General features: G+C 52.4%; 23 protein-coding genes and 2 pseudogenes. 15 read left to right on the top strand and 10 right to left on the bottom strand.

The genetic code is table 11. From position 1 onward, the window contains the following. Nucleotides 1–119: 119 nt before the first annotated feature. Nucleotides 120–839, bottom strand: coding sequence for a two-component system response regulator BtsR (gene btsR, locus JGC47_RS02670; RefSeq protein WP_004155322.1), 720 nt, complete (start codon nt 837–839; stop codon nt 120–122). Beyond that, nucleotides 824–2,518: a sensor histidine kinase gene (locus JGC47_RS02665; protein ID WP_004155321.1), complete on the bottom strand. Its 1,695-nt coding sequence runs from the start codon at nt 2,516–2,518 to the stop codon at nt 824–826. Before JGC47_RS02665 ends, btsR begins: the two co-directional genes overlap by 16 nt. A 366-nt stretch (nt 2,519–2,884) precedes the next feature. Here JGC47_RS02665 and JGC47_RS18080 point away from each other — a divergent pair, with 366 nt between their 5' ends. From JGC47_RS18080 to JGC47_RS02625, 9 genes are all read left to right on the top strand, one after another. After that, entirely contained in the window at nt 2,885–2,983 is a 99-nt protein-coding gene (locus tag JGC47_RS18080) for a protein YdgV (protein WP_004155319.1), read from the top strand. 94 nt (nt 2,984–3,077) lie between these two features. After that, complete coding sequence (gene mdtJ / locus JGC47_RS02660) at nt 3,078–3,422, top strand: multidrug/spermidine efflux SMR transporter subunit MdtJ (protein WP_004155317.1); 345 nt, start codon at nt 3,078–3,080, stop codon at nt 3,420–3,422. Next, a complete protein-coding gene (gene mdtI, locus JGC47_RS02655; protein ID WP_004155316.1) occupies nt 3,409–3,738 on the top strand; it encodes a multidrug/spermidine efflux SMR transporter subunit MdtI in 330 nt (109 codons plus the stop codon). The genes mdtJ and mdtI overlap by 14 nt, the downstream gene beginning before the upstream one ends. 105 nt (nt 3,739–3,843) lie before the next feature. Further along, nucleotides 3,844–4,740 carry an aromatic amino acid DMT transporter YddG gene (gene yddG, locus JGC47_RS02650; RefSeq protein ID WP_004155314.1) on the top strand — a complete coding sequence of 299 codons (897 nt, stop codon included), beginning with the start codon at nt 3,844–3,846 and terminating at the stop codon, nt 4,738–4,740. Between the two features lie 259 nt (nt 4,741–4,999). Next, nucleotides 5,000–5,485, top strand: coding sequence for an Lrp/AsnC family transcriptional regulator (locus JGC47_RS02645; protein ID WP_004155313.1), 486 nt, complete (start codon nt 5,000–5,002; stop codon nt 5,483–5,485). A 96-nt stretch (nt 5,486–5,581) separates the two neighbouring features. Next, nucleotides 5,582–5,914, top strand: a complete 333-nt coding sequence (locus JGC47_RS02640) for a hypothetical protein (RefSeq protein ID WP_004155312.1) — start codon at nt 5,582–5,584, stop codon at nt 5,912–5,914. A gap of 642 nt (nt 5,915–6,556) precedes the next feature. Then, nucleotides 6,557–6,811 carry a hypothetical protein gene (locus JGC47_RS02635; RefSeq protein WP_004155308.1) on the top strand — a complete coding sequence of 85 codons (255 nt, stop codon included), beginning with the start codon at nt 6,557–6,559 and terminating at the stop codon, nt 6,809–6,811. 178 nt (nt 6,812–6,989) lie between these two features. Next, the gene (locus JGC47_RS02630) at nt 6,990–7,670 is read left to right on the top strand and encodes a helix-turn-helix transcriptional regulator (protein ID WP_004155307.1); all 681 of its coding nucleotides are present in this window, start codon (nt 6,990–6,992) and stop codon (nt 7,668–7,670) included. 21 nt (nt 7,671–7,691) lie between these two features. Further along, a complete protein-coding gene (locus tag JGC47_RS02625; RefSeq protein WP_004155306.1) occupies nt 7,692–8,987 on the top strand; it encodes a cytosine permease in 1,296 nt (431 codons plus the stop codon). Nucleotides 8,988–9,056: 69 nt separating this feature from the next. Here JGC47_RS02625 and JGC47_RS02620 read toward each other — a convergent pair whose 3' ends face one another. Then, nucleotides 9,057–10,082, bottom strand: coding sequence for a LacI family DNA-binding transcriptional regulator (locus tag JGC47_RS02620; RefSeq protein WP_004155305.1), 1,026 nt, complete (start codon nt 10,080–10,082; stop codon nt 9,057–9,059). A gap of 345 nt (nt 10,083–10,427) precedes the next feature. On the opposite strand from JGC47_RS02620, the gene JGC47_RS02615 reads away from it, so the two are divergent. From JGC47_RS02615 to JGC47_RS02595, 5 genes are all read left to right on the top strand, one after another. After that, nucleotides 10,428–10,751, top strand: coding sequence for a PTS sugar transporter subunit IIB (locus JGC47_RS02615; protein WP_004155304.1), 324 nt, complete (start codon nt 10,428–10,430; stop codon nt 10,749–10,751). Further along, a complete protein-coding gene (locus tag JGC47_RS02610; RefSeq protein ID WP_004155303.1) occupies nt 10,748–12,067 on the top strand; it encodes a PTS sugar transporter subunit IIC in 1,320 nt (439 codons plus the stop codon). Before JGC47_RS02615 ends, JGC47_RS02610 begins: the two co-directional genes overlap by 4 nt. 2 nt (nt 12,068–12,069) lie before the next feature. Next, nucleotides 12,070–12,396, top strand: a complete 327-nt coding sequence (locus JGC47_RS02605; protein WP_004155301.1) for a PTS lactose/cellobiose transporter subunit IIA — start codon at nt 12,070–12,072, stop codon at nt 12,394–12,396. 49 nt (nt 12,397–12,445) lie between these two features. Continuing rightward, nucleotides 12,446–13,873 (top strand): glycoside hydrolase family 1 protein, encoded by a 1,428-nt coding sequence (locus JGC47_RS02600; RefSeq protein ID WP_004155300.1) that lies wholly within the window; start codon nt 12,446–12,448, stop codon nt 13,871–13,873. Nucleotides 13,874–13,940: 67 nt separating this feature from the next. Further along, nucleotides 13,941–15,374, top strand: coding sequence for a 6-phospho-beta-glucosidase (locus JGC47_RS02595; protein WP_004155299.1), 1,434 nt, complete (start codon nt 13,941–13,943; stop codon nt 15,372–15,374). A gap of 184 nt (nt 15,375–15,558) precedes the next feature. Here the strand turns inward: JGC47_RS02595 and ggt are convergent, their stop codons facing one another. From ggt to JGC47_RS17935, 6 genes and pseudogenes are all read right to left on the bottom strand, one after another. Further along, a complete protein-coding gene (ggt, locus tag JGC47_RS02590) occupies nt 15,559–17,322 on the bottom strand; it encodes a gamma-glutamyltransferase (RefSeq protein WP_004155298.1) in 1,764 nt (587 codons plus the stop codon). A 70-nt stretch (nt 17,323–17,392) separates the two neighbouring features. Beyond that, nucleotides 17,393–18,168, bottom strand: a pseudogene (locus JGC47_RS02585) (phytochelatin synthase family protein). A gap of 83 nt (nt 18,169–18,251) precedes the next feature. Next, the gene (locus JGC47_RS02580) at nt 18,252–18,803 is read right to left on the bottom strand and encodes a disulfide bond formation protein B (RefSeq protein ID WP_004155295.1); all 552 of its coding nucleotides are present in this window, start codon (nt 18,801–18,803) and stop codon (nt 18,252–18,254) included. Between the two features lie 8 nt (nt 18,804–18,811). Then, complete coding sequence (locus JGC47_RS17490) at nt 18,812–18,922, bottom strand: DUF5993 family protein (protein ID WP_229023897.1); 111 nt, start codon at nt 18,920–18,922, stop codon at nt 18,812–18,814. Between the two features lie 279 nt (nt 18,923–19,201). Continuing rightward, nucleotides 19,202–19,384, bottom strand: coding sequence for a hypothetical protein (locus JGC47_RS02575; protein ID WP_004155294.1), 183 nt, complete (start codon nt 19,382–19,384; stop codon nt 19,202–19,204). Nucleotides 19,385–19,410: 26 nt separating this feature from the next. Beyond that, nucleotides 19,411–19,522 (bottom strand): annotated as a pseudogene (locus tag JGC47_RS17935) (cobalamin/Fe(3+)-siderophore ABC transporter ATP-binding protein); the annotation flags it as partial. A 931-nt stretch (nt 19,523–20,453) separates the two neighbouring features. On the opposite strand from JGC47_RS17935, the gene ftnA reads away from it, so the two are divergent. After that, complete coding sequence (gene ftnA / locus JGC47_RS02570) at nt 20,454–20,969, top strand: non-heme ferritin (RefSeq protein ID WP_004155291.1); 516 nt, start codon at nt 20,454–20,456, stop codon at nt 20,967–20,969. A gap of 87 nt (nt 20,970–21,056) precedes the next feature. On the opposite strand, the gene JGC47_RS02565 is transcribed toward ftnA, so the two are convergent. Continuing rightward, a complete protein-coding gene (locus JGC47_RS02565) occupies nt 21,057–22,187 on the bottom strand; it encodes an ABC transporter substrate-binding protein (protein ID WP_004155290.1) in 1,131 nt (376 codons plus the stop codon). Nucleotides 22,188–22,326 lie beyond the last annotated feature (139 nt).

Genomic DNA, 22,326 nt, shown 5'->3' with positions numbered 1-22,326 from the left:
CTACGGTAAGAGCCTGGGGTGGCGGCCGGCCCGGCTGCGCTGGCCTTTGCCGGATCCAGCCGCATGAGGAACAAATCCGCGTAGCATGCGCGCGCCATGAGGGCGCGTAACGCCCGCAATTATAGCCCGATGGCCTCCTTCAGGCTTTTCAGGTAGCGACGGCTCACCGGCACGGTGTGGCCGCCGCGCAGTAACAGCGCCCTCTGACCGCTCTCATCCAGACGTATCTCCCGCACATGCGCCATATTCACCAGAAACTGACGATGGCAGCGCAGCAGCGACGTGCGGCTTTCCAGGGTACGTAAGGTCAGTTCGGTGAAGCGCTCTGTACCATCCAGGCTGGTGGCGTAAACCCCGCTCAAACGGCTGCTGACAAACGCCACCTCCTCAAGGGATAACAGGATGATGCGGCGGTGGCCGCTACAGGGTATTAACCGCAGCGGCCGCTGGCTGTCCGGCAGCACCGGAACATTCTGCCCATGCCGGTCTGCGCGCAAACGAGCCAGCGTTTTTGCCAGCCGTGACGGCTCCACCGGCTTAAGCAGATAGTCAAATGCGTGCTCTTCAAAGGCCTGCACGGCAAATTCATCGAACGCGGTGAGAAACACAATCCACGGCCGATGTGCCGGGTCCAGCATGCTGACCATCTCCAGACCGCTGATGCGCGGCATCTGGATATCAAGGAAGAGCACGTCAGGGCGCAGCCGATGTACCGCGCCTGTCGCCTCAATGGCATTGGCGCACTCGCCAACAATCCTGATGTCGCTTTGATCCTGCAACAGGATCCGCAGATTGTCGCGGGCCAGCGGCTCGTCATCGACAATCAATACGCTGAACATACTGGCTCCAGCGGCAGACGCAGAGTAATGCGGGTAAAATGATTGGGTTCACAGGCAACGTGAATGCCATAATCATCGCCAAAACGCACGCGCAGTCGTTTATCGACCAGGCTTATACCCAGCCCACCGCCATGCTGTTCCGGCAGATAAAGGCCGGCATTATCCTCGATGTCCAGCAGCAGATACTGACCTTCACGGCTGGCCTGCAGCGTGATTTCACCGCAGCCGATCAGCTGTGAGGTGCCGTGCTTAATGGCATTTTCTATAATAGGTTGCAGGATAAAAGCGGGCATCTGATAGTGGCCCAGCTCCGACGGCACCCGCAGCTGAACCCGCAGGCGTGACTGAAAGCGCGCCTGTTCGATTTGCAGATAGGCATTCACATGTTCAATCTCATTAGCCAGCGTGACGATTTCCGACGGACGCTTGAGATTATTACGTAAAAAGGTGGACAGGTATTGCACCAGCTGACCTGCCTTATCGCTATCCTGACGGATCACCGCCAACAGAGTATTAAGCGCATTAAACAAAAAGTGCGGGTTGACCTGTGCATGCAGCAGCTTGATCTCTGACTGCGCCAGCAGTGCTTTCTGCCGCTCATACTGCCCGGTAAGGATCTGTGCTGACAGCAGCTGTGCAATCCCCTCCCCCAACGTACGGTTAATCGAGCTGAACAGCCGATTGCGCGGCTCATACAGTTTAATGGTGCCTATCACGCGTTGATTTTCTCCACGCAGTGGGATAACTAAAGTGGAACCCAGCTTGCAGCCAGCCAGTAGTGAACAGCGACAGGGGACTGCGTTCCCGTCGGCGTAAACCACTTCTCCAGTATCGATTGCTTTCCGTGTCAGGGATGAAGAGATCGGCTTTCCCGGCAAATGATGGTCATCGCCGATGCCGGTAAATGCCAGCAGTTTGTCGCAATCGGTGATCGCCACCGCGCCGATATCCAGCTCCTGGTAAAGCACCTGTGCCACCTTCATGCTGTTCTGCGAGTTAAACCCCTGGCGCAAAATGCCTTCGGTACAGCCCGCTAATTTCAGAGCGGTGGCGGAAAACGCCGTGGTATGTTTCTCGAACATTGCGCGTTTATCCAGCAGAATACGCATAAACATCGCCGCGCCAAAGGTGTTAGCGATCAACATTGGCGCAGCCGTGTTTTGCACCAGGTGCACGGCATCATTGAACGGGCGGGAAATGAGCATAATCATCACCATTTGCAGCAGTTCGGCAATAAAGGTGATCGCGCCGGCCGTCAGCGGACTGAAGACCTTATCGCTGCGCCCGCGTTTAATCAGTATGGCATGTACAAGCCCAGCCAGCAGTCCTTCGACGATGGTTGAGATCGTACAGCTGAACGCGGTCATACCGCCAAGCGAGTAACGATGCAGCCCGCCGGTCAGGCCAACCAGCCCACCAACCAGCGGCCCACCGAGCAGCCCCCCCATTACCGCACCCATCGCCCGCGTGTTTGCGACGGGATCCTCAATATGCAGGCCAAAACAGGTGCCCATAACGCAAAAAATTGAGAAAGTGATATAGCACATCAGCTTATGCGGCAGCCGCACCGTCACCTGCATCAATGGGATAAACAGGCCTGTTTTGCTCATCAGCCAGGCGATAACCAGAAACACACACATCTGCTGTAACAGCAGTAAAATTGAGTTCAATTCGTACATTGTCTGCGACTCTTATTCCCTGAAGCAGGCAACATACCCTGACAGCGGCGATCCTGCTTTCCAATAGTCAACGAAATGCGAGCTGGTACGATAACTTATCAACCAAACCGCCTGACTGCATCGCTATCCGGCGTTCATTCGAGGCCATGACGGAGCGCAGCCAGGGCAGAACTTTGCGGTTTAATAGATAAAAAAAATCATTATAAAGAATAATTAACTATAAAAAGCCAAAAACACCGGGTAAAGAATTGAAAAAGATTTCTGCGCCATCGCTTTACATGGTACAAGAGCGGGGTGTTTAACTATCGAGGACAATTTCCTTTCCGCACCGATGAGAAGCAACAATGCGGATAAGTTGTAAAAATTATGGACAATAAGAGCAAGACCTGGCAAAAACGTTCCCTCTCTCTGTTCTCTTTCGCATTTAATCCTTCCGCTGAACAACACTGGCGCAACGCGCTTTAGTCACGCTTCCGGCTGTTACTTAATGTTACTCAGGCTGCCTGCTGGTCTTTTCCTGGCACGGCGCGTTATTACGTTATCTCGCGGAAGATAAATTATGATTTACTGGTTGTTACTGGCAGTGGCGATTGCGCTTGAAATCACCGGCACCCTGTTTATGAAGTGGTCAAGCATTAGCGGTGATCCGCTGGGATATGCGGTTATGTCGTTGGCGATCGCACTGTCCTATTTAGCCCTTTCGGTGGCGATTAAAAAAATTGCCATGGGCGTTGCCTATGCCATGTGGGAAGGGGTGGGGCTGCTGTTTATTACGCTGTTCAGCGTAATGCTGTTTGAAGAATCATTTTCGCTGGTCAAAATGGCCGGTCTGGTCACGCTGGTAGCGGGGATAGCCCTGATCAAATCCGGGACGCACTGCAGAGGGAAACATGTCAGCGTTTGAATGGATCCACGGTGCATGGCTGGGGGCGGCGGTGGTGCTGGAAATTGTCGCCAATATCTTTCTTAAATTCTCTGACGGCTTTCAGCGCAAGGTTTACGGCATGTTGTCATTGCTGGCGGTGCTTGCCGCCTTTAGTGCGCTGTCGCAGGCGGTGGAAGGTATCGATCTTTCCGTCGCCTACGCGCTGTGGGGCGGTTTCGGCATTGTTGCCACCATCGGCGCGGGCTGGATGCTGTTCGGCCAGCGGCTGAACCGTAAAGGCTGGGCTGGCGTACTGCTACTGCTGATCGGTATGGCGATGGTTAAAATCGCCTGAAGCCGCGTCATTTGCTCTGGCAGCGACAGTTTATTCAGGTGCACCACGTTTAGCTAACCTGTAAAGTCGTGGCAGGGACAAATCACCACTGCCGGGACGCCAGCCATGAGACAAAAAAACGCCACGCTAATCGGGCTAATCGCCATTCTGTTATGGAGCGCTATTGTAGGGCTGATTCGCAGCGTTAGCGAAGGATTAGGAGCCACAGGCGGGGCAGCGATGATTTATACGCTTAGCGCCCTGTTATTGGTGCTAACGGTCGGCTTCCCCAGGATCAAAACCTTCCCACGCTGCTATCTGTTCGTCGGCAGCCTGCTGTTCGTCAGCTATGAACTCTGTCTGTCGCTGTCGCTCGGCTATGCCCGCAGCGACAACCAGGCCATCGAAGTCGGCATGGTGAATTATCTCTGGCCCAGCCTGACCGCGCTGCTCAGCGTGCTCATCACCCGGCAAAAATTCAGCCTGCTGATCATTCCGGGAATACTCATCTCACTGACCGGCATCTGCCTGGTGCTGGCAGGCGATCGCACCCTGTCGCTGGCTGAAATCGCTAATAACGTTGCCTCTGAGCCGCTCAGTTACGGGCTGGCGTTGGCCGGTGCGCTTATCTGGGCGGTGTACTGCGTACTGACGCAAAAAATAGCCCGGGGCAGTAACGGAATCACGCTGTTTTTTATATTGACCGCGCTGGTGCTGTGGATGAAATACTGCTGCGCACCGCAGCCGGAAATGGCTTTCAGCGTGCCGGTACTGGTCAAACTCAGCCTGGCCGCAATGGCGATGGCCTTCGGCTACGCCGCGTGGAACACCGGTATCCTGCACGGCAACGTCACCGTACTGGCGACTGCGTCCTACTTTATTCCGGTGATTTCAGCGCTGCTGGCGGCTTTTTTACTCAACTCCAGCCTGTCGGTTAACTTCTGGCAGGGTGCTGGCATGATCAGTATTGGATCGCTACTGTGCTGGTGGTCTACTCGCGGTAAAACACAGGCAGCAGCTTAAACGCCTTCGCATGGGATGGGCTACGCCAGCAGGATCCTGCTGGTAACATTCCCCCCTTCTCCCCCTCGATTCACAACCTGTTGGCACAATGCGGGTGGACAGCTTTAACATTCATCACAATCACGCTTGAGGGCTGAAAATTCAGGCAATAATGACCTGTGTACCTGACAGGAAAAGGTTAACCGTATAGCTTGATAAATATGCAGAAAAAGGCAGAATTAACCGCAAAATCACCAATTTAAAGAAGATACCTTTCATTATGACCTTAAGCCTGCCAGAAATGAAGATTCTTGCTCTGTTGCAAAAAGATGCGCGTATCACTAATCAGACGCTGGCCGACGAGATTGGTATGTCAGCATCACCGTGCTGGCGCAAAGTGCGCAAACTGGAAGACGATAAGGTCATTCAGGGGTATCGCGCTGTACTGAATCGTAAGAAAATTGGCCTCGGTGTTATGGTGTTTGTGCGTGTAGCGATCGATAGCCATAGCGAAGCGCAGGCGCGCAAATTCGAGCAGGAGGTCATGGCGCTGGAGTCGGTGATAGCCTGTTACAGCATCGGCGGTGATGCCGACTTTTTGTTACAGGTGGTAGCCGGGGATCTTGATGCCTATGCCGATTTTTCTATGACGGTACTACGCCGCCTGACAGGGATCAAAGCGATGCAGAGCATGTTTGTTATGACGGAAATTAAGCCGCTTACCAGCTACCCGATTAAAGCAACGATTTGCAATGCAATCCCCTAGCATGAGGGTTTGTGCCGTAAAGCGCATCATTGACACTTTATCCTGTCGGATTATTCGTATAATGCCCTTCCTGTTATCGCGCACGGATAAACCGAGATGAAAAAGCACTTCCTGCTGTTAATCCTTGCCGTTACCGTCCTGTTACTGGGGTGGTTCACGTTGCGTACGCCAGCGCATGATGCACATTACGATGCCGCCACCTGTGCGGCAGTAGTGGTTCTTGGCCCCCCGACCAGCCCGCAGGATTTTACCGATAAACTGCGTACGGTGATCGTCAGCGAAAACAACTCATGGTCGCTAAAACAGGTGGCCTGGGACGATCGGCTGGGCCAGCGATCGATAGCGCGATATCAAACTCTCAGTGACGGGCAGAAAGAGAAGTCGGCTAAAAACATTGACAGCTGTATAAGCGCGATGCAGGCACAATAGCGTTACTCCGGCTAAGCGGAACAGCACAAATTACCGGTTATTCATCTCCGCTACCTCCCGTACCAGCAGTGACCAACCCGTCATCCGGCTGGCATGCAGCACTTTGCCAGCAACCCCACGCGCGTAAAAGCTTCTGCAAATCAGCCTGCTCCTCATCCTTACCAGCAAAACGATGAAATGATTGCGGTCATTCACCGAATGACCGATTTCTTATTGCAAGGGAGAAAGTTTTTTCAGGCGGCAGATGTAAGCAAACCTTCATGTTACGTCGTTAAACTTATCTTTTGACTGGCAGCGAGTCCACTCCCGGCCAGTCGCTGCTGCGACAATGAAAAAGGGGCCGCACAATCTGCGGCCCTTATCGTAAAACGATAAATTTTTGTTATTAAATGATGCAAGATCTTATCTGACAAACCTTCCCTGGTGAGGCTTGATTCTGTTTTGTGGCAGACGGCGAGGACGGCATGGTATCAGCATAGTGCTAAATTGGCATCGTCCCTGTCCACACCATAGGGATTTTTATCCGTTGGGGAAAGGGGGAGAAAACACTCTTGATATTCATGAAGGAAAGATGATAATTACATCCGGTACTATATAAATCATCCTGTTCAATTTACGGCTAAAAATGAGAGTGCCCTATCAATGAACATCACCGTAAGTGATAGCCATGCTTCTGCCGACGAGACATTCGTTGCCGATAGCCCGTGGTGGCTTAAGGCAAAAAGCACACCGGTCGATATCCATCCGCTAACACGACCACTGAGTGATGAACATAATTACATTTCCGCCGGTCTGGTCGCAAAGGCCTGGCAGGGCGCTCTGGATATTCAGTATCTATGGGTAGGCGAAAGCAGGTCTGGTCAAGGCATGGCGCGAGACCTGATGCAAATGGCCTGACAGGAAACGAAGCAGCGCGATTGCCATATAGCCTGTGTCGGTACAGTTGACTGTCAGTACCAAAAATTCTACTAAAAGTCAGGTTTTTCACCTGTGGCGAGCCTGGCAGGTATGCCTTTCAGCATAACTGTCACTACCTGGCGAAAACGTTATGACAGAAATAGTCCACGGAGGGAATATGGAAATAGCGCAACATGCCAACTTCAGCGCCCTGATTAACATGATGGAGCATTTGTCCGAGCCCTGGGGCATCAAAGACGCGGGATCACGTCATCTTTATATGAATAAGGCGGCATATCTCTACACCAATACGCCGCAAAATTTTCAAATAGAGGGTCGGTTCGACGGTGAATTCCCGGCAGCCTGGGCCGAGTACGAAGCTGAAATGATCGAGCACGACCGCCGTACCCAGGCACACAATGGTCGTGTGGCCGTCATTGAAACCCATTACTGGTTCGGGCAGAAAACCTTGTCGCCCTACATCAGTGAGAAACTGCCGCTGTATGACAAAAATGGCACTTTTATTGGCGTCGCGTGGAATGCCAGACTGCTCGACACCATGTCGCCGCTGAAATATATCGCTCAACAAAAACCCGGCGTACTGACCACCGAAGCCAACAGCGATCTGTTTACCCGCGCCGAACTTGATACGTTATTTTTACTACTGCAACGCTTAACAGCTAAAGAAATAGCCCGACTTTGTAAACTCAGCCAACGCACGGTAGAAAACCGTATTTATACTCTTTATCAAAAGGCCGGGGTACATACGCTGTGCCAGTTTGAAGAGTTTTGCCACCAGGCCGGGCTGGATCACTTTATTCCGGATAGTCTGATCAAAAAGGGCATCCAGTTTATTTAATCGTACACAAGGAAACTCAGAGTGATCCGTATTGAAGATTATCCACTCAGTCGCGTGCCTGAAAATAAGCGCGTCTCTTTTTTAAGCGTTGCGGTTGTCCATATGGGAATGCTAACCGCGCTGGATCAATTTATGCTCGCCGCCATCCTGGGTGATTCGATGAGTTTAGGCTCGGCGTTCCTGGCTATTTTAGCCGGTAGCGTGATTTTTGGCATCGTCACCTTTGGTCTTGGCTACGCCGGAATGCAAGAAGGCATCGCCGGTAGCCTGCTGGCACGCTGGTGCGGTTTTGGTCGTTTTGGATCGGTGTTAATCGGCCTGGTTGTGGCAGTCAGCCTGCTGGGCTGGTTTGGCATTCAAAATGCCATATTTGCCAAATCGCTGAATTTCGCCCTCGGTGACGCGCTGGGCTTTCCGCTGGCGGCCAGCCTGACTGGCTTGCTGCTGACCATTGTGGTTACTTTTGGCTTTAAGGCGCTGCGGTTCACGGCACGCATTGCGGTGCCGCTGTTTATCTGCCTGGTTGGTTTTATCTCATTCCGTACTCTGTCCGGGCACAGCCTGCAGCAGATCAGTGAGTTGACCCCCAGCGGTAGCCCGCTTACCCTTAGCGCCGCCATCACTATGGTGGTCGGCGGGGCAACCGTTGCCAGCCTGATGACGCCGGACCTGACACGCTATTCCCGTTCGGCAAAACAGGTGGCGGCGATAACGCTGACGACGATTATTGCCGGCGAATTTATCGTAAACGGACTGGCAATTATGATCGCGCGCACCCTGCAAACTGCCGATGTGGTGAGCATAATGTCACAAGCAGCGGGCGGGACAGGACTGCTGGTGGTTATCCTTTCTACTCTGCGCGTTAACGATTTGAACCTTTATTCCTCTTCACTTGGGGTGATCAACGCCGTAGAAGGAATATTTGGCAAAAAGCTGCAATACCAATATACCACGCTGGCGATCGGTCTGGCAGGCACTCTGCTGTCGGTGCTTGGAATTCTTGACCACTTCGTAGATTTCCTGACTTTTCTCGGCGTCGTGTTTCCACCGATTCTCGGTATTATGCTGGTCGACTATCTGTTGTTACGCACTCATCGCGCAGCGCTGGATAGCAGCCGCACGCAAGGCAAGCTGCCCGACGATGACCAAACGCCGGGGATTGGCTGGGTGGCTATTATCGCCACCCTCATCGGCAGTGCGGTGGGGATAATCATCGACTGGGGTGTTCCAACGCTAAACTCGCTGCTGGTCTCATGCATCATCTATTATCTGCTGACGTTGGCGTTGCGCAACCGGGTAGTTGCCGCCGTCGTTTGATCACCGGCCGTGCGCGCCGGGCAAAAGTCGGGAAGAAATGCTTCACAACCCTCCCAGCGAGAAGAAAAATTATTCACGGTCCCGCCAGGGGCCGGGGGCCACAGAATCGCGAATCATAAGGCGGCCTTCGATGGCTGACAGCGGTTCGCTGGACTGCCCGTCCAGCATCAGAACCAGCTTATCCAGGGTATGCTGGATCATCTCACCGACCGGTACATGCACCGTGGTGAGCGGTGGCTCAAAGAACGACGCCATCGGGATATCATCAAAGCTGAGCAGCGAGACATCCTGTGGGATGCGCTTTCCGGCACGGTGCAGCGCACGCGCAGCGCCGATCGCCATATCGTCGTTGCTCGCAACCAGGGCGGTAAATTGCGCGCCGCGCGCCAGCAGCTCCTGCGCCGCTGCATAGCCGCTTTGCAGTGTCCATTCCCCCTTTGTTACCCGCTGCTCATCCGGGACAATGTGATGCGCCCGTAATGCCTTAAGATAACCGTTAAAGCGGCTAAGCCCGGTTGGCGAGCCGGATGCACCACGGATAAAAGCGATGTCACGGTGCCCCTGAGCCACCAGGTGATTAACCGCCTCAAAACTGTTTTTCTCATGAGCGGCGATGACGCAGTGCGCGGGATGTTTTTCCAGCTGCCGATTGACCACAATGATCGGCTTGCTGGTTCGCGCAATAATGTCATCCAGCTCGGCAGTATTGAGGAAGCGTGGATAAATAATAATCGCGTCGCAGCGCAAATCGAGAAGAAACTCGATAGCCTGCCGCTCCTGACGTGCATCATGCTTGCCATCGGCAAGGAGCAGCTGGCGACCGTGCTGTTCGGTCATGGTCGCAGCCTGGAATAACAATTCACTAAAGTAGGGGCCGTTATACAGGGTATTGGTCACTACCAACCCAATATTTTGTGATTTGCTGGTTGCCAAATTACGCGCCAGTAAATTAGGCCGATATCCGGTCTCTTTAATCGCTTTAAATACCCGTTCCTGAGTGGTTTTACTGACATAATTATTTCCTGCTAATACCCTGGAAACGGTCGCTTTAGAAACGCCTGCTTTTTTTGCAACGTCCAGCATAGTAATCATCATCTCATCCTTAAAGCTAAATCATGGCTGCCATAATAGCCTGTTTCGCTTTACCGCCCAACTTAATAAAATAAGACATTGAAATAAATAACATTATTTTCGTCCAGACGCATGACGATGCGCAAAAAATCGACAAGTTTACCGTCGGTTTATATATTTAATTCATCCCGGGGTTATATAATTAACATCAAATTTGATATAGCGATGGAGCGTAAAGTTTAACCTTTTCCCGTGGAGGATCCCGATCAATTGAGATCGCGATCACAGAACAAATCAAATAATATGAAACCGGTTGCAGAAACGGAGCTTCTTCGGCTATTTATATATAAAACAGACTGGAGACCCGCCATGAATAAAATATTACTCTGTTGTGCCGCAGGTATGTCCACCAGCATGGTAGTACAACGCATGGAAAAAGCGGCAAAGGAAAAAAACATCGCGGTCGACATTAACGCGGTGGGTCTTGACGAATTTAACGAGCAGATTAGCGGGTGCGACTGCTGTCTGCTTGGCCCACAGATCAAATATAAACTGGCAGACTTTGCCCCGCTGGCCGGGGAGCTGAATAAACCCATCGCTGTTATCAACACCATGGATTACGGCACCATGAACGGCGAGAAGATTCTGGCTGAAGCACTGTCGATGATTGAAAATGCCAGGGTTGCCCAATGAGCAGCCTCAGCGAGAGCCTGTTTGCCGTTATTGAAAACCGCATCGGCCCTGTTGCTGCACGTTTATCCAGTCAGCGCCACGTTATGGCCATCAAAGACGGCTTTATCTCCTCGATGCCATTCCTGATTGTTGGCTCATTTATGCTGCTATTTGCTCACCCGCCGTTCGCTGCTGATAGTCAGTGGGCGTTTGCCCAATGGTGGCTGGGGCTGGTGGATCGTCATATCGCGCAAATCATGATGCCCTACAACATGACGATGGGCATTATGGCGGTGTATATCGCTGCCGCTATCGCCTACAACCTCGCCATCAGCTACAAGATGAACGGCTTTATGGCCGCGTGCCTGGCGTTAATGTCATTCCTGGTGGTGGCCGCACCGCAGAGCAACAGCGCTTTGCCGGTCGGCTCACTGGGAGGAGAAGGTATTTTTACTGCGATTCTGGTCAGCCTTTATTCCACCGAGCTAATGCACTTACTGCAAAAACACCATATTGGCATCAGGTTGCCGGAACAGGTGCCGCCCAAAATACGTCAGTCCTTTGACTTGCTCATCCCGATCCTCGCCATTTTCCTGACGCTGTTTCCGCTCAACCTACTGATTCAGGATCAGTTCGGCATGCTGCTGCCACAGGCGATTATGGCCGTGTTCAAACCGGTCATCTCTGCGTCTGACTCCCTGCCAGCGGTGCTGATTGCCGTGCTGCTTTGCCACCTGCTTTGGTTTGCAGGCATCCACGGGGCGGTGATCGTCGGCGGTATTTTGCAGGCATTCTGGCTCACCAACCTTGGGATTAACCAGCAGGCATTGAACAGCGCAGAACCCATCAGTCAGATCTTCATCGAGCCGTTCTGGCAATTCTTTATCGTCATTGGCGGTTCCGGTTCGACCATGGGCCTGGTGTTCCTTTACCTGCGTAGCCGTTCGGCGCATTTGCGCTCTATTGCCAAACTGGGCCTGGTTCCGGGCATGTTCAATATCAATGAGCCGATTATCTTCGGCTCTCCAATAGTGATGAACCCACTGCTGTTTATTCCCTTTATCACCGCTCCTGTGGTGAATGCGATTATCGCCTGGATCGCCACCCGCACCGATATGGTGAATCATGTCGTATCACTTGCTCCCTGGACCACGCCCGGCCCTGTCGGTGCCGCGTGGTCCACCGGCTGGGACTATCGCGCCGTGATTCTGATCGGCGTGCTGATTGTGATTTCGACACTGATCTATTATCCGTTCTTCAAAATGTATGAACGCCAGTTGTTACAACAGGAACAGCCCGCTGCGGCTGAAGACAAACTGAGCGCGGTGGAGAACTGAGCATGGATATGGAAACAACGGTGATGGAGCTGATTATTCAGGCTGGTGAAGCACGCTCCTGTGCGATGCAGGCATTGCGTGCTGCACGCAGTTATGACTGGCAAGAGGCGGATCGCCAGCTGGCGGCCGCAACCACCGCCGCCAGGGCCGCGCACAAGATCCAAACCGCGCTAATCGGGGCAGACGAAGGGGTCGGCAAGGTGCCGGTCAACCTGATCCTGGTGCATGCCCAGGATCACCTGATGAGCGCCATGCTGTGTCGCGAACTGGCAGAAGAGATCATTATTCTTCACCGCGAAGTGCAGTTATTGAAACAGTCCAGGCAGTAGCCTGGTCGGTCACTGAAACTGTGCCGCAACAGATAACAAGGAGTTAAGGATGCAATACCCTGGTTTAACACCCTTCCCTGACGATTTTTTATGGGGAGCATCCACTTCGGCCTATCAGGTTGAGGGCGCGGCAGATCGGGATGGCAAAGGGCCATCGGTGATCGATAAGGCACAGTTTGACCCGCGCCTCAGTGACTTCAGCGTTACCAGCGATCACTACCACCGCTTTGCCGAGGATGTGGCATTGTTCGCTGAACTGGGGCTGAAAACCTACCGTTTTTCCATTTCGTGGAGCCGCCTGTTTCCTCAGGGCATTGGCGAGCGGAATGCGCAAGGCGTGGACTTCTACCAGCGGCTGATCGATGCCCTGACTGAACATGGCATTGAGCCACTGGTCACGCTGTACCATTTCGATCTTCCCTGGGCGCTACAGGAAAAAGGCGGTTGGTCTGACCCGGCCACCATCGACGCATTTGAGCATTTTGCCCGCACCTGCTTCGGGCTTTACGGCGATCGGGTGAAATACTGGCTGACCATTAATGAGCAGAACATGATGATCCTCAAAGGGGATATTATCGGTACACTGCCCGCCGGAACGCCAAACCCGCATAAAACGCTGTATCAGCAAAACCATCATATGATGCTGGCACAGGCGCGGGTGATGATTGCCTGCCACCAGATGCTGCCGGCGGCTAAGATTGGCCCGGCACCGAATATCTCCTGCGTGTACCCGGCCACCAGTAAACCGCAAGACGTGCTGGCAGCGAATAATTTCACCGCGATCCGTAACTGGCTGTATCTCGATCTCGCCTGCCATGGCCGATACAACACGGTCGCCTGGCGCTTCCTGGAGGAAAAGGGCTGGCTGCCTGACATTCGCGCAACTGATATGAGCCTGCTGAAGCAGGCGAAGCCTGACTTTATTGCCTTTAATTACTATGCCTCCGCCACCGTTGCCGCGGAAACAAGCGAGCAAAAGGCAGCAGAACACAGAGTCGATCAGCAAATGGCCGGTACCGACCGCTGCGTGTATGTCGGCACCAATAACCCGCATCTGCCGAAGACCCCGTTTAACTGGTACGTCGATCCAGTCGGTTTTCGTATTACCGCCCGCGAAATCTACGATCGCTACCGGCTGCCGCTGCTGGTCACGGAAAACGGCCTTGGAGCCTGTGATCGGCTGGCGGAGGGTAACAAGATTTACGACGATTACCGTATTGAGTATCTCAGCGAGCATCTGGCACAGCTGCAGCTTGCCATCAGCGATGGTGTGCGGATCTTCGGTTACTGCCCGTGGTCAGCGATCGATCTGGTCAGTACTCATCAGGGGATCAGCAAGCGTTACGGCTTTATCTATGTCAACCGCGACGAACAGGATCTGAAAGATCTGGCGCGCTATCGTAAGAAGAGTTTTCACTGGTATCAGCGCGTTATCAGCAGCAACGGCGCGCAACTGAGCCAGCAGGTTGATTATTAATTTTCTCTCCGTGCCGGTGCGGCACGGCTTATCAAGACGCAGTTAATCTCACCAGAAAGGAAAGATTATGTCATTACCAAACGATTTTTTATGGGGCGGTGCGGTTGCGGCGCATCAGGTTGAAGGCGGCTGGGACCAGGGCGGTAAAGGTCCCAGCATTGTCGACGTTCTGTCTGGCGGCGCGCACGGTGTGGATCGCGTGATTACCGACGGTGTTGATGCAGCGCATCACTATCCTAACCATCAGGCGGTGGATTTCTATCATCGTTACAAAGAAGACATCGCGCTGTTTGCCGAAATGGGCTTTAAGTGTTTCCGCACCTCGATTGCCTGGACGCGCATCTTCCCGCAGGGCGACGAGCTGGAGCCGAACGAAGCCGGTTTACAATTCTACGATGACCTGTTCGACGAATTGCTGAAGTACAATATCGAACCGGTGATCACCCTTTCCCACTTCGAGATGCCACAGCATCTGGTGAAAGAGTACGGTGGCTGGCTGAACCGCAACGTGGTTGATTTCTTTGTGCGCTACAGCGAAGTGGTGCTGAAACGCTATCAGCACAAAGTGAAATACTGGATGACCTTTAACGAGATCAATAACCAGCGCAACTGGCGTTATCCGCTGTTCGGCTACTGCAACTCCGGGGTGATTTTCACCGATCATGAGAAGCCGGAGCAGGCGATGTACCAGGTTCTGCATCATCAGTTTGTCGCCAGCGCCCGGGTGGTGAAACTGGGTCACCAGATCAACCCCGATCTAAAAATCGGCTGTATGCTGGCGATTGTGCCGCTCTATCCCTGGTCATGCCACCCGGACGATGTCATGTTCGCCCAGCAAGCAATGCGCGAGCGCCATCTGTTTGGCGATGTGCATCTGCGCGGCTACTATCCGTCTTACATCGTCAAAGAGTGGCAGCGCAAAGGTTATCAGATCGAGATGCAGCCCGGTGACGAGCAGGCGCTGCGCGAGGGCTGCGCCGACTATCTGGGCTTTAGCTATTATATGAGTAACGCGGTGCAGTTCTCGGCCAGGGACAGCGACGATGGCCGCCATATTGAAGGCTTCCCCGGCAGCCGCCCGAATCCACATGTGAAAGCATCCGACTGGGGCTGGCAGATCGATCCGGTCGGCCTGCGCTACACGTTGAATGCCTTCTGGGAACGCTATCAGAAACCGATGTTTATAGTGGAAAACGGCTTTGGCGCCTACGACAAGATGGAAGCCGATGGTCAGATCAACGACGACTACCGCATTGCCTATTTGCAGGCGCATATCGAGCAGATGAAAATCGCGGTGCTGGAAGACGGCGTGGAGCTGATGGGCTACACCCCCTGGGGCTGCATTGACTGCGTATCCTTCACCACCGGCCAGTACGACAAGCGCTACGGATTTATCCACGTCAATAAAAACGACGACGGCAGCGGCGACCTGGCGCGCTCAAAGAAAAAGAGCTTTAACTGGTACAAGCAGGTCATTGCCAGCAACGGCGAGGATTTGTAATTCGTTGTGATAAACGTGCAATTGACTAAATTGTCCCCGCCAGATGCGGTGACATTTATGCGGTAGTCGCTGCGGTGATTGATAGTGCAAAAAGCATGAAGTGGCCGATAACCACTTCATGCTCCTTAACGATCTGTGTAACAACGGGCAGCCTTACTGCCCGTCTTGCAAGATCAAGCAGGTTTTAAAAGCCCACTGCCGCACCGGCTGGTCGACGCATGTCATTTGCTCCATACAGATAACCGGGCCTCAACTGGCCAGATACGGCAGAATCATTGCCTGAGTCGGCCGCTTTTTCATTCACATTCAGCGTGGGGGCAACCATAATCAGTTCAGTTGCTCCCCACGGCGTCTGCTCGGTCATTTTATAGCCGCGCTGGCGCAGCAGTTTCAAGGTATCAAACGAAAGTCCACCCTGTTCATAATAGACTTCATCCGGTAGCCACTGATGATGGATCCTTGGCGCATCGACCGCTTCCTGCGGCAGCATGCCGTAATCAATAATATTCAGCGCAGCCTGTAGCGAAGCGGTAATAATACGCGAGCCGCCAGGGGACCCGAGAACTAAAAACACGCGGTTGTTACGCGTAACAATTGTAGGCGACATTGAAGACAGCGGACGTTTTCCAGGTGCGATGGCATTGCTGGCACCCTGCACCAGGCCAAACATATTTTTTTCACCGATTTTGGTGGTGAAGTCGTCCATTTCGTCATTGAGGAAAAAACCGGTGTCGGGCGCCATGACCACGGCACCGAATCGGCCATTGACCGTGTAGGTGGTCGAAACCGCATTACCTTGTCCATCGACTACGGAATAGTGGGTCGTCTCCGGGCGTTCGCCTGTGACCTGTTTATTTTCAGGCTGCTGAGACGGTGTGGCATCCGTTTGATGAATAGTACGCCGCGCCCGATCGGCATAGCTTGTGCTCAACAGTTTATCCAGCGGATTGTTGATAAATGCCGGATCGCCCAGCGAATTATTGCGGTCGAAGTAGGCGATACGCATCGCTTCCGTCATCACGTGGACAGAGTCGGCAGAATTGAAACCCAGGGCGCGCATATCATAACCGGCCAGGATATTGATCATTTCACACAGCGCTACGCCGCCTGAACTGGGGGGCGGGGATGAGATAAATTCGTAGCCTCTGTACTGACAGCGTAACGGCGCGCTTTCGGTGACGCGGTAATCAGCGAAGTCCTTCGCGGTGATAATGCCGCCACCTTTAGCCGCGGCAGCCTCAACACGCTGGGGAATGGGCGACTGATAGAAATAATCCGTACCTGACTGAGAAATATGGCTTAAGGTCACCGCAAGTTCAGGTTGTTTCAGGCGATCGCCGGGCTGGAGCGGCGAGCCATCGGGGCGCAAAAACCAGCGCGCAGCCTGTGCATCCAGTCGAAAGCGGCTGACGGTGGTATCGAGAATATCGCTATCCGCACGCGTTAATATAAAACCCTTCTGCGCCAGTTTTATTGCCGGGGCCATGACCTGTTGGCGGCTTAGCTTGCCGTAATGCGTCTGTGCATAATCCAGCCCCATCACCGTGCCGGGAACGGCCACGGCGGAGTAGCCATGCAGGCTGGCGTCAGAACGGACATTTTTATTAGCATCCAGATACATATCTGCCCGGGCAGCGGCAGGCGCTGTTTCACGGAAATTGATAAAAGTCTCTTTGCCACCGGCAAGGTGGATAAGCATAAATCCTCCGCCGCCAATGTTGCCGCAGCAGGGATTAACCACTGCCTGAGCATAGCCGACGGCAACGGCTGCATCGATGGCATTGCCGCCTTGCTTGAGAATATCTACCCCAACCTGTGAGGCAATTGCCTGTGAGCTAACAACCATCCCGTGGCGAGCCTCAACGGCAGGAGCGGAAGCTGCCTGAGCGTTAAAGGTGGAAATGGCACCGTACGCCAGTAAAAAACGTAAAACAAACTTGCATGACATGAAATGATATCTCTTTACTTTGCACAATGAGGTTAGCGATGATGCGATAACCTCATGATAAATAATATTTTTACAGTTTTTCAGACTCTTCAACCGTCAGATACCCACGATACTGTGAGCCATCAAGCGTATGCATTCCTTTGAATAGCGTTTGGCTGTCGACCCACACCCAGGGATGTTGCGTGTTCGATACGTCCATCATCAGGAATGAATCTGATTTAGCGTCATAAGCCCCTAAAGGCGAAAAGTGCCCGTCGCCTTTTGTCCGATGGCGCTACGCAAAAAGTTCACGATGACAAAAGAATCTGGCTGCTTAAGCGCGGCAATGATCTCATTCTTCATCTTATCCTGTTGCGCGATATCATCGACAGTCACCGCATTAACCTTGAGTCCGGCATTAGTCAGCAGCCGGCGTTCATCTTCAAGATGCAGGCCGTAATCAGACTGCGCACCGGCAGCCTCTGGTTTGCCGAAAATTTCTATACGCGGTTTGCTGCTGTAAGCAACCACGCTGTTCTGGGTATAGCGATTCCAGAACGGAAGCCAGCCGTTCTTTTTCGGGAACCAGGCACGGTCCTCGGTGGCTATAGAGCTGGTGTCAGGTTGAATTGGCTTATTTTCATGCAGGCGTAACGCATTCAGTACGATAGTTGCCGATGCAACCCCGCAATAGACTTTATTACTTTGACCTTCAAATTGCGGAGCCAGCGCAAAGAAATCCTGCTTAACGGCGGCCTGCGATAACCGCTGAACTCCCTCGGAACTTTCCCAGTCAACAATCTGACTGAAACCACTGGTGGGCATCACAAAACTTGCCAGCAGAGCGGCAAAAAAAATTTTTTTCATTATTAATTTTCTCAAATTACTTATTAAGCAGGCCGTAACTCCCGGCCTGATGGATATTTACAACAGGTTGTACCCGTGACAAACTATTTCAGTAACTGATAATAAGTTGGGTTATCATCACACTGACCGCCGCCACATTGCAGCACTGTTGACAACAGATTGGCCACCACAATCAAGGCATAAATAATCATAAGAATTTTCTGCGTTATAGATTTATTAACGACAGAAGGTGTAGCGGCATCCGGGGTGATCATTAAAGTCACTGCCACGCCAAAGATTAACGCCACGGCCAGAATTAAACTCCATGTATACAAATGTATGCCAAGGAACGGCAATCCATAGCCTGTATCACCGGGCATGATATGCAGGAAAACATGTCGGGTGGCGACGGTGGCCAGTGCTAAGGCACCGAAAATGACCATGCCATAATGCAGCTTTCTGTTGCCAAAATAGAGGTTAAAAAGCAGGCCCGCTCCTGTCAGCAGTAAAGCCGCACGTTGCAGCAGACAAAGCGGGCATGGCAGATCGTAATACCTCAGCTGAAAATAAAATGCGCAAAGTAAAGCGACAATAACCGGAATAAGCATGATCATATTCAGCGGGCGGGATAAATCTTTTTTAACAGACGATTGCATAGTGACCTCTAGAACGAAAGGAGAAGCGCAGTGGTGGCATGAACTTTCAACCACGCGAGGATAATAATCAGTTCTGCGAACCAAAACAGATAAGACAGCTTTCGTTTTCCCGCAAGCATACTAAAAACAATGCCTGCGCCTAGTAAAAAGGGTAAATACATATACATGTATGACTCCATTAGTGAGAATAGTAATCCAGATACAGTGCCATCTTCCCCTGATAGAATGCCGGGTAATACCAGTTACCCCACCCAAATCTTATCAATTGACACACTGAACCAGAGGAATGGCGGTGAGTGGCTGAAAGTACCATGTGGTTCCTCGCGAGGGGACAATAGATTGGGTGTAACGAAAAATTCAGAATTACCCTATTATGCTGATATGGTCAGCGAGGTGGCTCAGGGCACCGCCACCCGCGCGAGGAGAGCAATGCTCACCAGCGTGCCGCGACGACGACATAGCGCAACGGTTTGAAAACTCATCCCCCGCCCCTCGTCTCGCCGGCGCAGCGGCATAAAGAAGGGCGCGCCGATCAACGGGTGAACTGGCGTCTGTAGCTCAACGTTCAACACGCTTTTCATTCACTTCGTACGCCCGTTTTTCGCCTCGCTGACAATGCCTGCCTGTCGCCCCTGTTTGAGAAACACCAGCTTATCGGCATAGTTCAGCGCGGAGCTCAGATCGTGCAGCACCACCATGACCGTGCGACCGTGCCGTTGCGGCAGTTCACTCCGCAGCTCAAATGCGTTTACCGCTTATCAGATAAATTGCAGCAGACGCTACCCTTACAGATTAATATCTAGAACCCGATCGACAAGACGCATTACATCTTGTCAATCGCCGCCAACAGCCTGTCCAATCAGACTGGCGATGCGCGTGAGGTGTGGTTGACCCAAAGATGAATTTCTAACCGCCCGGGCCAGGTTGATGCTGGCTTATCTGAAATGACGCGTTAAAACAGCACGGCCAACCCGATATCTCGCTGATATATAGCCCTATCAGTCCAAGTCACCTTTTTCTTTAACCACAGCCGGTACCGGTTTAACTTGCCGGCAGACTGAAATAGCCAAACGCTCTGCCTTTAATGCCAGCAGGGGGATAATTTAACCTTCAGAGGTAACGGCATGATTAAAATAATATTATAACCAAAGAGGTAGTTGATATTTCAAGTGCGATGCCTGCAAGTCGTTGGAAATAAGAGAAAGCATTTAATCATGCGTTTTGGCATTTGCTTCACTACAATTATTCATGTCAGGCCGCCTCCTTCTTTGCTGCGTGCCAGCCGCCAGTAAGGCAACAGCGTTCCACAGGACAGGGAAAGCCAGCGCTGCGGCCGGTGTGGCCGCAGAATATGGATAGCTGAAGTCGCCCTGATGAAATATAATTCTGGCTGAAAATACAGTTAAAGCGCATTGATTCTCATTTCGTCCTTTGCCGCCTCACCCTGAATAAGAATGGTTATCAAACTTATTTAAAAACGTGAATCAGAGAGTTTTAATGATGGAATGATTATCAATTACCACACATAGCCATGACGTGAATATTAAATTAGCCATAGCTATAATTAAGCGTTTTTATTTAAGCTGAACAGGTGCATAATGCAATGAAATCGCCTGTTTAATCTCGCCCAATATGGGTAAAGGAGTCATCATGCTGACTTACGAAATGACCGCTCAGCTGAACGATCAGCTGAATCTGGAGTTCTATTCTGCCAACCTGTACCTGCAGATGAGTGCGTGGTGCAATGACAAAGGTTTTGAAGGCGCTGCCGCTTTTCTGCGCGAGCACTCGGCAGAAGAGATGCAGCATATGCAGCGTCTGTTTAACTACCTGAGCGATACCGGCGCGATGCCGGTGCTGGGCACCATTGATGCCCCCCCGGTTACCTTTAATTCTTTGAACGAAGTGCTGGAGCAGGCATATCAGCATGAACAGCTGATTACTCTCAAAATCAATGAGCTGGCGCATTCCGCTATGACCACTCAGGATTACTCAACGTTTAACTTCCTGCAGTGGTATGTCGCCGAGCAGCATGAAGAGGAGAAGCTGTTTAAATCTGTGCTGGATAAACTGGCGCTGGTGGGTAACAGCGGTCAGGCGCTATTCTTCGTTGATAAAGATTTGAAGAAAATGAGCGAACCCGGCGCACATTCTCACCAGGCATAACCCTTCAGGTTCAGTCAGCCTGTCACCCGTAAACCTGAAAAAGGGCGGTCGCTGTTTCAGCGGCCGCCCTTTAATATGCAGTCAGCTTTACCCCGCCGTCGGCGACAGCGTCACCCAATAGCCTGGCTGATAGTCAATCGGCAGAAAACGCTGGTAAAACTCGCGGAAGGTCGCATCCGGATCGATATCTTTAAACAGCTCCGGATGCAGCCATTTCGCCAACGCCTGAATAGCGACGAACTGATACGGGCTGTCGTAGAACTGATGCCAGATGGCATGCGCATTACCATTGGTAGCAACCGGCAGAGTACGGAACGCCGGGCGCTTCATTAGCGCGCTTAACCGCTGGCGGGCTACTGTTAAATCCGCCCCCGGCCCGACGCCAACCCAGCCGCCTGCGGTATTGTAGTTTTTCCAGTTAGCGCCGGTGACCACCACCACATCCGGGCGCGCGGCAATAATTTGTTCCGGGTTAAGCATACCGAAAGTGCCGGGAATCAGCCCTTTGGCGATGTTAATACCTCCGGCGACTGCCACCATACGGCCAAAGTTCTCATCACCAAATGACATGCAGCACTCTTCCGTATAGCCGCCCGCGCGATCCAGAATCACTTTCGGCCGCTGGCCCTGGAAATTTTTCAACCGGTCGGTGACGATGTCGATCTGCCGTTGACGGAAAGCGATGATCTCTTCAGCACGCGCTGATTTGCCCACCAGTTGCCCCATGATGCGAATACTCTTTTCAGCGTTTTCAAAGGGTTTTTCACGGAAGTCGATAAACACCACCGGAATGCCCAATTTGCTCAGTTTTTCGGTCAGTCCGGACTCATCGGTGGCGGCTTTAGATTCAAGATTCATCAGCACCAGGTCGGGCTTCAGCGTCAGTGCCTGTTCGACGTTAAATGTGCCATCCTTCGCTCCGCCAAAGGTCGGCAGGGCGGCAACAGACGGGTATTTCTTGGCATAAATCTGATAGCTGTCAAAATCGGCCTTTGGCAAATCGTCACGCCAGCCGACCACGCGCTTGAACGGCGCATCGGTATCAAACGCAGCCAGCAGGTAGATCTGCCGTCCTTCACCAAGCAGCACCCGCTGCACCGCAGATTTAATCTCGACTTTACGTCCGCTGACATCTTCCACCACAAACGGTGCTGCCAGCAAAGGGGCTGACGTCAGCAAACCGCCAGCCAGAATCAATACTTTACCCCAGAACGTCATCGTTAACCCCGCAAAAGAAAATGATTATTATTATCAGTTTCACGCTTGAACGGGGATGCTACGACGAATAAAAAGCAATGACAATATGTGTCAGAAAATTTCTTAAAGTATCCATCGGCGGGAAGTGCCGGGTTGCAGA

This window comes from Erwinia amylovora, from assembly GCF_017161565.1.
GTDB classification, from domain to species: domain Bacteria; phylum Pseudomonadota; class Gammaproteobacteria; order Enterobacterales; family Enterobacteriaceae; genus Erwinia; species Erwinia amylovora.
The sequence above is the reverse complement of the archived record's forward strand: the minus strand, read 5'-3'. Positions and strand labels throughout refer to the sequence as shown.

Bases quoted from the DNA above. Each gene is read 5' to 3' on its own strand.
- JGC47_RS02610 (WP_004155303.1), top strand. From the start codon at position 10,748: ATGAGCAGCCTCAGCGAGAGCCTGTTTGCCGTTATTGAAAACCGCATC.
- JGC47_RS02580 (WP_004155295.1), bottom strand. From the start codon at position 18,803: ATGCAATCGTCTGTTAAAAAAGATTTATCCCGCCCGCTGAATATGATC.
- JGC47_RS02575 (WP_004155294.1), bottom strand. From the start codon at position 19,384: ATGAAAAGCGTGTTGAACGTTGAGCTACAGACGCCAGTTCACCCGTTG.
- JGC47_RS02565 (WP_004155290.1), bottom strand. From the start codon at position 22,187: ATGACGTTCTGGGGTAAAGTATTGATTCTGGCTGGCGGTTTGCTGACG.
- JGC47_RS18080 (WP_004155319.1), top strand. From the start codon at position 2,885: ATGGACAATAAGAGCAAGACCTGGCAAAAACGTTCCCTCTCTCTGTTC.
- btsR (WP_004155322.1), bottom strand. From the start codon at position 839: ATGTTCAGCGTATTGATTGTCGATGACGAGCCGCTGGCCCGCGACAAT.
- JGC47_RS17490 (WP_229023897.1), bottom strand. From the start codon at position 18,922: ATGCTTGCGGGAAAACGAAAGCTGTCTTATCTGTTTTGGTTCGCAGAA.
- yddG (WP_004155314.1), top strand. From the start codon at position 3,844: ATGAGACAAAAAAACGCCACGCTAATCGGGCTAATCGCCATTCTGTTA.
- JGC47_RS02615 (WP_004155304.1), top strand. From the start codon at position 10,428: ATGAATAAAATATTACTCTGTTGTGCCGCAGGTATGTCCACCAGCATG.
- mdtI (WP_004155316.1), top strand. From the start codon at position 3,409: ATGTCAGCGTTTGAATGGATCCACGGTGCATGGCTGGGGGCGGCGGTG.
- ftnA (WP_004155291.1), top strand. From the start codon at position 20,454: ATGCTGACTTACGAAATGACCGCTCAGCTGAACGATCAGCTGAATCTG.
- JGC47_RS02595 (WP_004155299.1), top strand. From the start codon at position 13,941: ATGTCATTACCAAACGATTTTTTATGGGGCGGTGCGGTTGCGGCGCAT.
- JGC47_RS02600 (WP_004155300.1), top strand. From the start codon at position 12,446: ATGCAATACCCTGGTTTAACACCCTTCCCTGACGATTTTTTATGGGGA.
- JGC47_RS02635 (WP_004155308.1), top strand. From the start codon at position 6,557: ATGAACATCACCGTAAGTGATAGCCATGCTTCTGCCGACGAGACATTC.
- JGC47_RS02630 (WP_004155307.1), top strand. From the start codon at position 6,990: ATGGAAATAGCGCAACATGCCAACTTCAGCGCCCTGATTAACATGATG.
- JGC47_RS02640 (WP_004155312.1), top strand. From the start codon at position 5,582: ATGAAAAAGCACTTCCTGCTGTTAATCCTTGCCGTTACCGTCCTGTTA.
- JGC47_RS02645 (WP_004155313.1), top strand. From the start codon at position 5,000: ATGACCTTAAGCCTGCCAGAAATGAAGATTCTTGCTCTGTTGCAAAAA.
- JGC47_RS02620 (WP_004155305.1), bottom strand. From the start codon at position 10,082: ATGATGATTACTATGCTGGACGTTGCAAAAAAAGCAGGCGTTTCTAAA.
- mdtJ (WP_004155317.1), top strand. From the start codon at position 3,078: ATGATTTACTGGTTGTTACTGGCAGTGGCGATTGCGCTTGAAATCACC.
- JGC47_RS02665 (WP_004155321.1), bottom strand. From the start codon at position 2,518: ATGTACGAATTGAACTCAATTTTACTGCTGTTACAGCAGATGTGTGTG.
- ggt (WP_004155298.1), bottom strand. From the start codon at position 17,322: ATGTCATGCAAGTTTGTTTTACGTTTTTTACTGGCGTACGGTGCCATT.
- JGC47_RS02605 (WP_004155301.1), top strand. From the start codon at position 12,070: ATGGATATGGAAACAACGGTGATGGAGCTGATTATTCAGGCTGGTGAA.